14 protein-coding genes and 1 tRNA gene are annotated in these 11,626 nt (G+C 75.8%); 5 read left to right on the forward strand and 10 right to left on the reverse strand.

Annotation, left to right across the window (positions count from 1 at the left end; all coding sequences use genetic code 11):
* Positions 1–81: 81 nt before the first annotated feature.
* Positions 82–1,719 carry a Na+/H+ antiporter gene (locus BLT39_RS01740; protein WP_091057628.1) on the forward strand — a complete coding sequence of 546 codons (1,638 nt, stop codon included), beginning with the start codon at positions 82–84 and terminating at the stop codon, positions 1,717–1,719.
* Positions 1,720–1,722: 3 nt separating this feature from the next.
* On the opposite strand, the gene BLT39_RS01745 is transcribed toward BLT39_RS01740, so the two are convergent.
* From BLT39_RS01745 to BLT39_RS01755, 3 genes are all read right to left on the reverse strand, one after another.
* Positions 1,723–2,169 (reverse strand): PTS mannitol transporter subunit IIA, encoded by a 447-nt coding sequence (locus tag BLT39_RS01745; RefSeq protein WP_091057631.1) that lies wholly within the window; start codon positions 2,167–2,169, stop codon positions 1,723–1,725.
* Complete coding sequence (locus BLT39_RS01750) at positions 2,162–2,470, reverse strand: PTS lactose transporter subunit IIB (RefSeq protein ID WP_091057634.1); 309 nt, start codon at positions 2,468–2,470, stop codon at positions 2,162–2,164. Before BLT39_RS01750 ends, BLT39_RS01745 begins: the two co-directional genes overlap by 8 nt.
* A gap of 67 nt (positions 2,471–2,537) precedes the next feature.
* Entirely contained in the window at positions 2,538–3,299 is a 762-nt protein-coding gene (locus tag BLT39_RS01755; RefSeq protein ID WP_091057636.1) for a DeoR/GlpR family DNA-binding transcription regulator, read from the reverse strand.
* 122 nt (positions 3,300–3,421) lie between these two features.
* On the opposite strand from BLT39_RS01755, the gene BLT39_RS01760 reads away from it, so the two are divergent.
* Positions 3,422–3,823, forward strand: a complete 402-nt coding sequence (locus tag BLT39_RS01760) for a DUF5313 family protein (RefSeq protein ID WP_091057639.1) — start codon at positions 3,422–3,424, stop codon at positions 3,821–3,823.
* 17 nt (positions 3,824–3,840) lie between these two features.
* Here the strand turns inward: BLT39_RS01760 and BLT39_RS01765 are convergent, their stop codons facing one another.
* Positions 3,841–4,047 (reverse strand): dodecin, encoded by a 207-nt coding sequence (locus tag BLT39_RS01765; protein WP_091057643.1) that lies wholly within the window; start codon positions 4,045–4,047, stop codon positions 3,841–3,843.
* 88 nt (positions 4,048–4,135) lie between these two features.
* Positions 4,136–4,210, reverse strand: a tRNA-Thr gene (locus BLT39_RS01770).
* 135 nt (positions 4,211–4,345) lie between these two features.
* Between BLT39_RS01770 and BLT39_RS01775 the strand changes: the two genes are divergently transcribed.
* Positions 4,346–5,710, forward strand: a complete 1,365-nt coding sequence (locus BLT39_RS01775) for a trypsin-like peptidase domain-containing protein (protein WP_242658081.1) — start codon at positions 4,346–4,348, stop codon at positions 5,708–5,710.
* A gap of 65 nt (positions 5,711–5,775) precedes the next feature.
* Positions 5,776–7,044: a DUF445 domain-containing protein gene (locus BLT39_RS01780; RefSeq protein ID WP_242658082.1), complete on the forward strand. Its 1,269-nt coding sequence runs from the start codon at positions 5,776–5,778 to the stop codon at positions 7,042–7,044.
* Positions 7,045–7,047: 3 nt separating this feature from the next.
* Here the strand turns inward: BLT39_RS01780 and BLT39_RS01785 are convergent, their stop codons facing one another.
* From BLT39_RS01785 to cysS, 3 genes are read right to left on the reverse strand one after another with little or no spacing between them, the layout of a single operon-like run.
* Entirely contained in the window at positions 7,048–7,419 is a 372-nt protein-coding gene (locus BLT39_RS01785; RefSeq protein WP_091057647.1) for a cupin domain-containing protein, read from the reverse strand.
* Entirely contained in the window at positions 7,416–8,378 is a 963-nt protein-coding gene (rlmB, locus tag BLT39_RS01790) for a 23S rRNA (guanosine(2251)-2'-O)-methyltransferase RlmB (RefSeq protein ID WP_091057651.1), read from the reverse strand. Before rlmB ends, BLT39_RS01785 begins: the two co-directional genes overlap by 4 nt.
* Positions 8,379–8,403: 25 nt before the next feature.
* Complete coding sequence (cysS, locus tag BLT39_RS01795; RefSeq protein ID WP_091057655.1) at positions 8,404–9,804, reverse strand: cysteine--tRNA ligase; 1,401 nt, start codon at positions 9,802–9,804, stop codon at positions 8,404–8,406.
* Between the two features lie 73 nt (positions 9,805–9,877).
* Between cysS and BLT39_RS01800 the strand changes: the two genes are divergently transcribed.
* Entirely contained in the window at positions 9,878–10,534 is a 657-nt protein-coding gene (locus BLT39_RS01800) for a 2-C-methyl-D-erythritol 4-phosphate cytidylyltransferase (protein ID WP_091057659.1), read from the forward strand.
* A 3-nt stretch (positions 10,535–10,537) separates the two neighbouring features.
* On the opposite strand, the gene BLT39_RS01805 is transcribed toward BLT39_RS01800, so the two are convergent.
* Complete coding sequence (locus tag BLT39_RS01805; RefSeq protein ID WP_091057662.1) at positions 10,538–10,852, reverse strand: hypothetical protein; 315 nt, start codon at positions 10,850–10,852, stop codon at positions 10,538–10,540.
* Between the two features lies 1 nt (position 10,853).
* Entirely contained in the window at positions 10,854–11,606 is a 753-nt protein-coding gene (locus BLT39_RS01810) for an IspD/TarI family cytidylyltransferase (RefSeq protein WP_091057665.1), read from the reverse strand.
* Between the last annotated feature and the right edge of the window lie 20 nt (positions 11,607–11,626).

The raw sequence follows: 11,626 nt of genomic DNA on the forward strand, positions 1-11,626 counted from the left end.
GGGGCACAGTAGGTGCGGGGTACGACAGTCCCCGGCCCGGGCATGGTGGGCCGGTACAACCACCGCTCGAGGGGACCGCCCGTGGACGTCGCACCGCTGCTCGCCCTGGCCGCCGGGGCGGTGGCGGTGGCCGCGGCGGCCCGTCGGCTGGGCTGGCAGGCCCCGCTGCTGCTGGTGCTCGTCGGCTTCGGGGTCAGCTTCGTGCCCGGGGTGCCGCAGTTCGCCATCGACGGGGACCTGCTGCTGGCCGTCGTGCTGCCACCGCTGCTCTACTCGGCCGCGCTGGAGGTCTCCTACGCCGACTTCCGCGCCCTGCTGCGCCCGATCGTGCAGCTCGGCGTGGGGCTCGTGGTGGTCACCGCGGTCGTCGTCGCGCTCGTGGCGCACGCCGTCGTCCCGGGGTTGAGCCTGCCCGCGGCCCTGGTCCTGGGTGCGGTGGTCGCCCCGCCGGACGCGGTGTCCGCCGCGGCGATCGGCCGGCAGCTGGGCCTGCCCCGCCCCGTGATGGCGGTGCTGTCCGGGGAGAGCCTGATCAACGACGCCGCGTCGCTGACCTTCTACAAGGTGGCGCTGGCCGCGGTCTTCGGGGCCGGCGGCGCCCTGCTCGGCCTGGACGCCACCGACGCGGCGAGCACCTTCGCCCTGGCGGTCACGGTCGGCGTCGCCCTCGGGTTGGCCATCGGGTTCGTCGTGCACCTGGTCCGGGTGCGGCTGGACGACCCGGTGGTCACCTCGGTCATCGGCGTCGTCGTGCCGTTCGCGGCCTACCTGCTGGCCGAGGAGCTGTCCGGCTCCGGCGTGCTGGCGGTGGTGGCCGCCGGGCTGTACCTGGGTCACCGCTCCCCCGAGGCCGGCTACGCCAGCCGGCTGCAGGAGCGCCCGCTGTGGAGCTCGCTGGACCTGCTGCTGCAGGCCGTGGTGTTCGCCCTCATCGGGCTGCAGCTGCGCTACGTCGCCGAGGCGGCCGAGGCCTCCGCGCGGTCCAACTGGTCCCTGGCCGGGGCCGCGCTGCTCGTGCTGGGCACCGCGGTCGCCGTCCGGCCGGTGTTCGTCTACGCGGTGGAGGGCCTGCGCGGGGTGCCGCGCCCCTGGCGCCGCCGGCGCTCCCGCTCGCACCGGCCCAGCTGGCGGCAGCAGACGGTGATCTCCTGGACCGGCATGCGCGGGGTGGTCACGCTGGCCGCGGCGGCCGCGGTGCCGGCGGACTTCCCCGACCGCGACGTGCTGCAGCTGCTGGCGTACGCCGTCACGATCGGCACCCTGCTGCTGCAGGGGCTGTCCCTGCCGTGGCTGATCCGCACGTTGGGGGTCACCGACCCCGACCAGGCCCGCCGCGACGCCGAGGCCGAGGTGCACCTGGCCGAGCGGGCCACCGCCGCGGCGCTGGAGCGGGTCGCGGAGGTCGAGCAGGAGCTGGTCGAGCGGGTCGGGCCCGAGCGGGCGCACGCCGTGGCCGACCGCATCCGCGGCCCGCTGCTGGCCCGGGCCCGGTCGATGTCGGCCGCGGTGCGCGCCGAGGAGAGCGAGGACGCCGACCGCAGCCGCCGCCGCGCCCGCACCTTCCACCGCGTGCGGCAGGAGATCATCCAGGTGCAGCGGCGGGTGCTCATGGAGGAACGGGACAAGGGCCACCTCGACGAGGAGGTGATGCGCGCGGTGCTCCAGGAGCTGGACTACGAGGAGGCCGCGACCGCGAACTCCTGGGTCGGCCGGCTGTGAGCCTCAGTCATCCGGGACCGCGGTGAGGAGCTCCAGGACGTCCTCCACCCTGGTCGCCCCGCGCAGCCGGGCGGCGCGGTCGGGGTCGACGAGCACGTCGGCCAGCGCCGCCAGCACCGGCAGGTGCCCCTCCCCCAGCGCGGCGATGCCGATGACCACGTGGGCGGTGCCGTTGCCCCAGTCGACGCCGTCGGGGTAGCGGACGACGGTCAGCGCGTCGGCCAGCACCTCGTCGCGCCCGGCGGCCGTGCCGTGCGGGATGGCCACGCCCTCGCCCATGTAGGTGGACACGGACCCCTCGCGCTCGAGCATGCTGTCCGTGTAGGCCGGCCGGACGGCGCCGGCGGCGACGAGCAGCTCCCCGGCCTGGCGGACGGCGGCGGTGCGGTCGGCGGCGCGGCCGTCCAGCCGGATGCGGGACGGGTCGAGCAACCCGCCCAGCTCAGCCATCGATGGTGGTGCCCTCGTGGATGGCGGTGACCACGCCGTCGACGGCCGGGTCGCCGACGAAGGCGGTGAAGGCCACCACCGGCCGGTCCCCGGCGTGCGGCCGGACACGGTCGGCGAGCTTGCTGTGGGTGAGGACCAGGTCGGCGTCGGCCGGGATGGCGTCCAGCGGGCTGTGCTCGATCACCACGCCGTTGCCCTTCAGGCGCTTCTTCAGCTGGTTGGCCATGAGCACGCTGCTGCCCATCCCCGCGTCGCACGCGATCACGAGCTTGCGGACCTGGGTGCCTTCGATGCTCGGCATGGGGAGCTCCTGCGACTAGGGGGGACGACGGCGCCCAGCTTCCCACCCGGCGCGGGGGCCCGGCAGGTCAGACCCGGTGCACCCGCGGGCCGGCCTCGGCCAGCTCGGCCGCGGTGCGCTCGTCCAGGCCGGTGTCGGTGATGAGCAGGTCCACCGCGTCGAGCTCGGCGAAGCGCGCGAAGTGGTCCCGGCCGACCTTGGTGTGGTCGGCCAGCAGGACCACCCGGCGGGCGGCCGCGACCATCGCGGTCTTCACCGCCGCCTCGGCGGGGTCGGGGGTGGTCAGGCCCCGCTCGACCGAGACCCCGTTGGTGGCCACGAACGCCAGGTCGACGTAGATGCCCGCCAGCGCCGACAGCGCCCACGGGTCGACCGAGGCCAGCGTCCGGCCGCGCACCCGCCCGCCGAGCAGCAGCACGGTCAGGTTGGGGAACGCGGCCAGCCGCCCGGCCAGCGACAGGGCGTTGGTGACGACGGTGAGCTCGCGGTCGGTGGGCATGAGGTCGCCCAGCCGCGCGGTGGTGGTGCCGGCGTCGATGAGCACCGCACCCTCGTCGGGCAGCTCGGCGACCGCGGCCTTGGCGATCCGCTCCTTCTCCGCGGTGAGGACGACGTCGCGGGCGGCCACCGGCGGCTCGAAGCCCAGCCGCTCCACCGGGATGGCCCCGCCGTGCACCCGGCGCAGCACACCCACGCGCTCCAGCGCGGTGAGGTCCTTGCGGATGGTCTCGGGGGCCACGTCGAGCTCGACGGCCAGCTCGCTGACGTCGACCCGCCCGATGGCCCGGGCCGCCCGCAGGATGTGCTCCTGGCGTTCCTCCGCGTACACGTACCCTCCCGGTCGACCCGTCGGTGCTGTGCTTACGGGCCCGGACGGGCGTCGTCAAGCCTGAACGGGTGCCCCGCCCAGCGGGCGGACAGCGGGCGCCCAGCGGCCTATCGTCGGAGGACGTGGCCACCCGCAGCCGACCGACCCCGGTGCAGTGGCTCTGGTACGCCCTCGGCGGCGGGCTGCCCCCGGCCTGCCGGGACTGGGTGCTGGCCGACACCACCGGCCCCGGCTGGGTGCGCCGGCACCTGACCCGGGCGCTGGTGCAGCTGAGCCCGGTGCTGCTGGTCTGCCTGCTGGCCGTGCCGGTGCCCCTGGTCTACCGGCTCTCGGCGTGCCTGGGCGGGGTGCTGCTCGGGCTCATGTTCTCCGCCGCCTACATGACCGAGACCAGCGAGCACCGGGCGGTCAAGGCCGGGTGGCCGCCGGGCACCACCCGCCGGGTCCGCGAGCAGCGGGCCGAGCGCGAGGCGCTGGAGCGCGGCGCCCGGTACCGCCAGGACGGCGCCGGCTCCTTCGACTGAGGCGGCGCCGGGCGGGGTCAGTCGACCCGGAAGCCGATCTTCATCGTCACCTGGAAGTGCTGCACAGCGCCGTCCTCGACGTGGCCGCGGATCTCCTGGGTCTGGAACCACTCGATGTTGCGGATCGTCTGCGCGGCCTTGGCCACCGCGGTCCGGATGGCGTCGTCGACGCTGGTCTCGCTGCTGCCGACGACCTCGGTCAGCCGGTACACGTGGTCGCTCACTCGGGTCTCCCGGGGTTCCGGGCCCGGGCTGGTCCCGGGCCGTGCCCGGGACCCTCGCACGGCCGGCGCGGTCGCGCAGGGCGACCGGTGGAGCCCCGTGTCCGGGTTGAACGGACGACCTTCCGCTTACAAGGCGGGTGCTCTACCACTGAGCTAACGGGGCGGGTGCCTCCGGCAGGCTACCCGGGCCGGCCCGTCCAGGGACCTCACAGCCCACGTGCAGCGTGGTGATGGTCGGCGAGCCGATGGTGGTCCCCGAGCGAGCGGAGAAGCCCTCGCGTCGTGGGGAGGAACCACCGTGACCGAGCAGCAGCGCCCCGGCGACCAGACCGGGCAGGACATGAACCGGTACCCGGGTGCGCCGGCGGGTCAGCAGCACCCCCAGGCAGGGCCGCAGGTGCCCCCGCACCAGGGCTGGACCGGTCAGCAGCAGCCGTACGCGGCCCAGCAGCACCCCTACGCCGGCCAGCAGCAGGCCTACCCGGGCCAGCAGCCCACCGGCCAGCACTGGACCGGCACCCAGCAGGCGCCGCCGGTGTTCACCCCGGCCGGCGGCCCGGTCAAGGAGCGGCGCTCCCGGGGCTGGCGGATCGCGGTGGCCGGCCTCGCCGCCGGCGCGCTGATCGGCGGCGGCACCGGTGCGGGCGTGGCCACCCTGGTCGCCGACCACGGCGGCTCGACGACCACGGCGGCCGCGCAGAACGTCGTCATCACCGACCCGCAGAACGCCACCTCGGCCACCGCCGCGGCGGCCAAGGCCGCGCCCAGCGTGGTCACCGTCTACGTGACCAGCGGGCAGAGCGCCGGGTCCGGGTCGGGCGTGGTGATGTCGGCCGACGGCTACGTGGTCACCAACAACCACGTGGTCACCCTGGACAGCAGCACGAACTCGGCCACGGTGCAGGTGACGACGTCGGACGGCACGCTCTACGACGCCACCGTGGTGGGCACCGACCCGACCTCGGACCTCGCGGTGATCAAGCTGGAGGACGCCTCCGGGCTGACCCCGGCCACCTTCGCCGACTCCGGCAAGGTGCAGGTCGGCGACCAGGCCATCGCCATCGGCGCCCCGCTGGGCCTGTCCAACACGGTCACCACCGGCATCGTCAGCGCGCTGGACCGCGCGGTCTCCACCGGCTCGGACCAGAACACCACGGTCATCGACGCGATCCAGACCGACGCCGCGATCAACCCGGGCAACTCCGGCGGCGCGCTGGTCAACGCCGCCGGCGAGGTCATCGGGATCAACTCGGCGATCGCCTCGGTGGCCAACCAGAGCTCCCAGGAGCAGCAGAGCGGCAACATCGGGGTGGGCTTCGCCATCCCGTCCGACACCGCCCAGCGGGTCGCCCAGCAGATCATCCAGACCGGCAGCGCCACCCACGCGCTGCTGGGCGTGAGCGCGCAGACCGCCGCGGAGCAGGGCTCCGAGGTCGGCGAGGGCGCGAAGGTGGCCCAGGTGGCCGACGGCGGCCCGGCCGCGCAGGCGGGCATCCAGGTCGGCGACGTGATCACCGCGGTCGGCAGCCGCGAGGTCACCACCTCCACCGACCTGACCGCCGCGGTGCGCAGCGCGACGCCGGGCGAGAAGGTCACCCTGACCGTCCGCCGCGGCAGCAGCACCGAGCAGGTCGACGTCACCCTCGGCACCGCCTCCAGCTGACCCGCACGCCCCCGGGGGCCGGTACCGCGACCGCGGTGCCGGCCCCCGCTGCATAGCCTGGGCCGGTGGCTTCCCCCGTCCCGCTGACCGGCGCGCTCGACGACCCGGCCCGCGCGCGGGACCTGCGGCGGATGAAGCTGCTGGCCACGGGCCTGTTCGTCGCCGCGGCGCTGGTCTACCTGGCCTGCGTCGTGTGGGGCGGGGAGCGCACCTGGGTCGGCTACGTGGAGGCCACCGCCGAGGCGTCGATGGTCGGTGCGCTGGCCGACTGGTTCGCCGTGACCGCACTGTTCCGCCACCCCCTGCGGCTGCCGATCCCGCACACCGCGGTCATCCCGCGCAAGAAGGACCAGATCGGCACCAGCCTGGGCGCCTTCGTGCAGGAGAACTTCCTGACCGCCGCGGTGGTCGAGGAGCGGCTGGCGACCGTCGACGTCCCGGGGCGGATCGGGGAGCTCCTGGCCGCACCGGGCCGGGCGCAGCGGCTGGCCGGGGACGCCGGGGTCGCCGTCCGCGCGCTGTTCGACCTGCTCGACGACGAGGTGGTGCAGGACGCGCTCGGGTCGCTGGTGGACCGCAAGGCGCGCGAGACCCCGGCCGCGCCCGTGCTGGCCCGGGTGATCGAGGCGGTGGTCGACGGCGACAAGCACCAGGACGTGCTGTCGGCCGGGCTGACCGGGCTGGCCGCGTTCTTGCGGGACAACCGGGCGCTGTTCCGGGCGCAGCTGTCCGACGCCTCCCCGGTGTGGGTGCCCGACTGGGTCGACGACCGCGTCTTCGTACGGGCCTTCGACGGCGTGCAGCGGTTCCTGGCCGAGGTGGGCGCCGACCCGCAGCACGAGCTGCGCCGCTCCTACGACGCCCGGCTGCGCGCCTACGTGCAGGCGCTGCGGACCGACCCCGCCACGGCGGCCAAGGTCGAGGAGTTCAAGGCCGACCTGCTCGACCACCCCGCGGTGCGCACCTGGTCGGCCGGCCTGTGGGGCACGGCGAAGGCCGCGCTGCTGACCGCCGCCGACGACCCGGGTTCCGCGCTGCGGGCGCGGGTGGGCGACCTGCTGCTGCGGGCCGCCCACGTGCTGCGCGAGGACGAGCAGGTGCGCGCGACCGTGCAGGAGCAGACCGTGCGCGCGGCCCGCTGGGCGGTCACCCGGTTCAGCGGGGACGCCGCCGAGCTGGTCAGCACCACGGTCGCCCGCTGGGACACCGAGGAGACCAGCCGGCGCATCGAGCTGCAGGTGGGCCGGGACCTGCAGTGGATCCGGGTGAACGGCACCGTCGTCGGTGGCCTGGCCGGCCTGGCGATCCACACCGTCGGCCAGCTGGTCGGCTGACCCTCAGCCCAGCGCGAAGCCCGACCACTCGAAGCCGGGCGAGACCACGCAGCTGACCAGGACCTCCCCGGCCGCGGGCGCGGTGGCCTGCCGCACGCCGGCGGGCACCAGCGCCTGCGGGTGCGCGGTGTCGAGCACCACCCGGTCCTCCCCCACGTGCAGCTCGAGGACGCCCGGGCCGTGCCACAGCCACAGCTCGTCGGCGTCCACGGTGTGCGGGGCCGAGGACTCCCCCGGTGCCAGCAGGAACAGGATGGCGGTGGCCTGCGGGCGCCCGCCGTCCCCGGCCGGCCCGGTCCAGGTCCGGCGGAACCACCCGCCCTCCGGGTGCGGCGCGAGGTCCAGCCGGACGGCGGTCGCCGGCCGGACCCTCACCGCCGGGCGGAGGCGGCGGCGTAGAGGGCGATGGAGGCCGCGACGCTGACGTTGAGCGACTCGGTGTCCTTGGTCATGGGGATGCGGACGACGACGTCGCACCGCTCCCGCACCAGGCGGGACAGCCCCGCGCCCTCGGCCCCGACCACCAGCGCGACCGGGTCGGCGAACCCGTCGTAGGAGTGCAGGTCGACGTCCCCGTCACCGGCCAGGCCGACGGTCTGCAGGCCGGCGTCCTGGTAGGCGGCCAGCGTGCGGGCCAGGTTGACCGCGCGGGCCACCCGCACCCGCGCCGCGGCGCCGGCCGAGGTGCGCCAGGCCGAGGCGGTCATGCCGACCGAACGGCGCTGGGGCACCACGACGCCGTGCGCGTCGAACGCCGCGGCCGAGCGCACCACCGCGCCCAGGTTGCGGGGGTCGGTGACGCCGTCGAGGGCCACCACCAGCGGGGGCCGCCCGGCGTTGCGCGCGACGTCGAGCAGGTCGTCGGGGTGTGCGTAGTCGTAGGGCGGGACCATCAGGCCGATGCCCTGGTGCAGGGCGCCGTCGCTCATCCGGTCGAACTCGGCGCGGCCGACCTCCAACAGCGGCAGACCGCGGTCGCCGGCCAGCTGCACGGCCTCGGCGATGCGCTCGTCGGTGCCGCCCCGGCTGCCGTCGCCGGTGACCACGTACAGCGCCTGGGCCGGGATGGCGGCGCGCAGCGCCTCCACGACCGGGTTGCGGCCCAGCAGCAGCTCGGGCTGCTCCTCGTTGCGCTTCTGCACCCGGGCCCGGTTGTCGCGGCGGGCCGCGGCGGCCTTGGCCTTCTTGAACGCCGGGTGGTAGGGCCGGTCCTCGGCCTTGGGGGTGTTGCCGCGCCCGGCCAGACCGCGGCGCTTGTGCCCGCCGGTGCCGGTGGTGGCGCCCTTCTTGCCCGCCCCGGTCGTGCGGCCGCGTCGCTGGCTGTTGCCTGCCATCAGTCTTCTCTCCGTGCTGTCCGGGTCACCGGGAGAGCTCCCAGCGGGGGCCGGACGGGGTGTCCTCGACGACGACGCCGAGGGTGGTCAGCTGGTCGCGGATCGCGTCCGCGGCCGCGTAGTCCTTGCGGGCCCGGGCGGCGGCGCGCTGGTCCAGCGCCAGCCGCACCAGCCCGTCGGTGACCTCGGACAGCCGGTCGTCGGCGCCACCGGCGGCCCACTGCGGGTCCAGCGGGTCCAGGCCGAGCACGCCGAGCATCGCCCGCACCGCGCCCAGCTCGGCGGCCACCGCCGCCTCGTCGCCGGCGGCCAGGGCGGTGTTGCCGGCGCGGGCGTGCTCGTGCGCGACGGCGACCGCGGCCGGCGTCCCCAGGTCGTCGTCCAGCGCGGCGACGAAGGCGTCGGGCAGCCGGCCGCCCTCGACCGCGCCGACCCGCTCGACGGCGCGGCGGACGAAGGACTCCAGCCGCCGGTAGGCCGCCCCGGCCTCCTCGAGCGCCGCGTCGGTGAACTCGACGGTCGACCGGTAGTGCGGGGCGACCAGGTAGTAGCGCAGCTCGACCGGGCGGACCCGGGTGACGACGTCGTCGACCAGGGCGGTGTTGCCCATCGACTTGCTCATCTTCTCCCCGCCCAGGGTGACCCAGCCGTTGTGCAGCCAGTACCGGGTGAACGGGTCGCCGGCCGCGCGGGACTGCGCCTGCTCGTTCTCGTGGTGCGGGAACCTCAGGTCCAGGCCGCCGCCGTGGATGTCGAACTCCTCGCCCAGGTACTTGTGCGCCATCGCCGAGCACTCCAGGTGCCAGCCCGGCCGGCCGCGGCCCCACGGGGTGTCCCAGGACGCCGTCGCCGGGTCGGTGGGCTTGTGCGCCTTCCACAGCGCGAAGTCGCGGGGGTCGCGCTTGAGGTCGTCGGTGTCGGCGTCGCCGGCGGGCTGCAGGTCCTCGACCCGCTGCCCGGTGAGCTCGCCGTAGGCCGGCCACGACCGGACGTCGAAGTACACGTCGCCGCCGGCGGCGTAGGCGTGCCCGCGCTCGACCAGCCGGCCGATCATCTCCACCATCTCGGGCACGTGGCCGGTGGCGCGGGGCTCGTAGGTGGGCGGCAGCGTGCCCAGCACCTCGTAGGCGCGGGTGCAGGCCAGCTCGTTGCGGTAGGCCCAGTCCCACCACTCGACGCCGTGCGCCGCGGCCTTGGCGAGGATCTTGTCGTCGACGTCGGTGACGTTGCGGACGAAGGTGACGTCCAGGCCCTGCGCGGTCAGCCAGCGGCGCAGCACGTCGAAGGCCAGCGCGGCGCGCACGTGCCCGATGTGCGGGGGCCCCTGCACGGTCAGCCCGCAGACGTACATCGACACCCGGCCGGCCCGCAGGGGCACGAAGTCGCGCACGGCGTGCGCGGCGGAGTCGTACAGCCGGAGGTCCACCGCCGGGATTCTACGGATGCCCTGCTCGACGCCGGTTCCGGTGCGGGCGCGCGGGCTCAGTAACGTGAAGGGGATGCCCACGACCGGCGCCCCGGCGCCCTCCCGCGGCCCCGCCCGGGCCACCGGCCTGCTCGGCCTGGTCGTGGAGAACCCCGCGGGCATCCCGGGGCTGCGGCTGCAGGGCCGCCCGCTGCTGGCGCACGGCACCGAGACCCTCGGCGCGGTCGCCACCGTGCAGGTGCGGGTCCTGGGCCGCGGGCAGGGCGGTGTGCTGGGCCTGCACCCCGGGGAGCACTGGCGGTCGCTGGCTGCCGACGGCCTGGTGCTGCACGACGCGCTGTGCCCGCTGCTGCCCGCGTCGGCGGTGCGTGAGGCGGTGCAGCTGCTGTCCGCGGCCGGGCCCCGGGGCGTGGTGGTCGGCGTCCGGCCGGTCACCGACACGGTCAAGGAGGTCGTCGACGGCGCCGTGGTGGGCACCGTCGACCGCGACGCGCTCAGCGCCCTGGCCTCGCCGCTCGCGGTCGGCGCCGGGCTGCTGGACGCCCTCGCGGCCCGGCTGCCCACGGCCGGTCAGCTGGCCGACCTGACCGTGGTGCTCGACGCGCTGGAGGGGCTGGGCACGGTGGTCCCGTTCGAGGTGCCCTCGGCGGGGCGGCGGCTCACCGACGCCGACGACGTCGTCCTCATGGAGTGCCTGCACGGCCTGCGCGGCCGGCTCCGCGAACGCTGACCCTCAGCGGCCGCGGATGAGGGTGCCCAGCTCGTCCAGCAGCTTGCCGGGCTGGCGGAGCAGCGCCCCGGGCAGCTCGCGGACGAAGCGGAGCGGGTCGCGGCGGGCCCGGCGCGCCATCCGCACCGGCTTGCTGGTCACCCGGTGCTCGAGGTCGTGCAGGTAGCCGGTCAGCATCGAGCGGGGCACGACCTCGACGACGTGGCCGCAGGCGGTGCAGGTGGTGGTGGCCAGCAGCCGCCCCACGTGCCGCAGCTCGTGCTCGGCCGTGCGACCGCAGGCGGTGCAGGTCAGGTCGGCGTACTCCGGCTCCTCCACGTCAGCTCCCCCCTGCCGCCCCGGGCCCCAGCCGGCGCACGTCGAACGAGGACCGGGCGAGCAGCGCCTCGGCGAGGAACAGGTCCTCGGCGTAGGTGATCTTGATGTTGGTCGAGCTGCCCGGCACGTTGCAGATGCGCACCTGCGGGGCGAAGCGCTCGATGCTGGCGGCGGTGTCCGACCCCTCGAACCCGGCGTCGGCCGCGGCCCGGTAGGCGGCCACCAGCTCGCGGGCGGTGAACCCCTGCGGGGTCTGCACGCCGACGGCCTCGCCGGCGCGGACGGCCAGCCCGTCGCGGTGCAGCAGGCCGGGCTGCCGGCGGCCGGGCACCGCGCCGCCGTGCTGGCGCGCGGCGGCGGCGACGTCGCGGAACAGGCCGGGGCCCGACAGCGGGCGCGCGGCGTCGTGGATCAGCACCACGTCCACCTCCCCCTGCTCGATCGACGGCAGCAGCTCCTGCACCGCGGCCCACTCCGAGGCGTGCCGGCTGGCTCCCCCGACGACCACGCGGACGTCGCGGCGGGGTGCCTCGCGGGCGAGCACGGCCCGTGCGGCCTCGACCTCGTCGGCCCGCACGACCAGCACCACCGGGCCGATGGCGGGGTCGGCCGCGGTGGCGTCCAGCGTCCAGACGAAGACCCGCCGACCGGCCAGCGGCAGGAACACCTTGTTGGTGCGGTGCCCGGTGCGCGACCCGGTCCCCGCCGCGAGCAGCACGAGCGCTGCCCGCGGCGGGGCCTGCTGACCGGTCACCCGGTCAGCGTAGGTGCAGG

Source organism: Klenkia brasiliensis, from assembly GCF_900100695.1.
Taxonomy (GTDB): Bacteria; Actinomycetota; Actinomycetes; order Mycobacteriales; family Geodermatophilaceae; genus Klenkia; species Klenkia brasiliensis.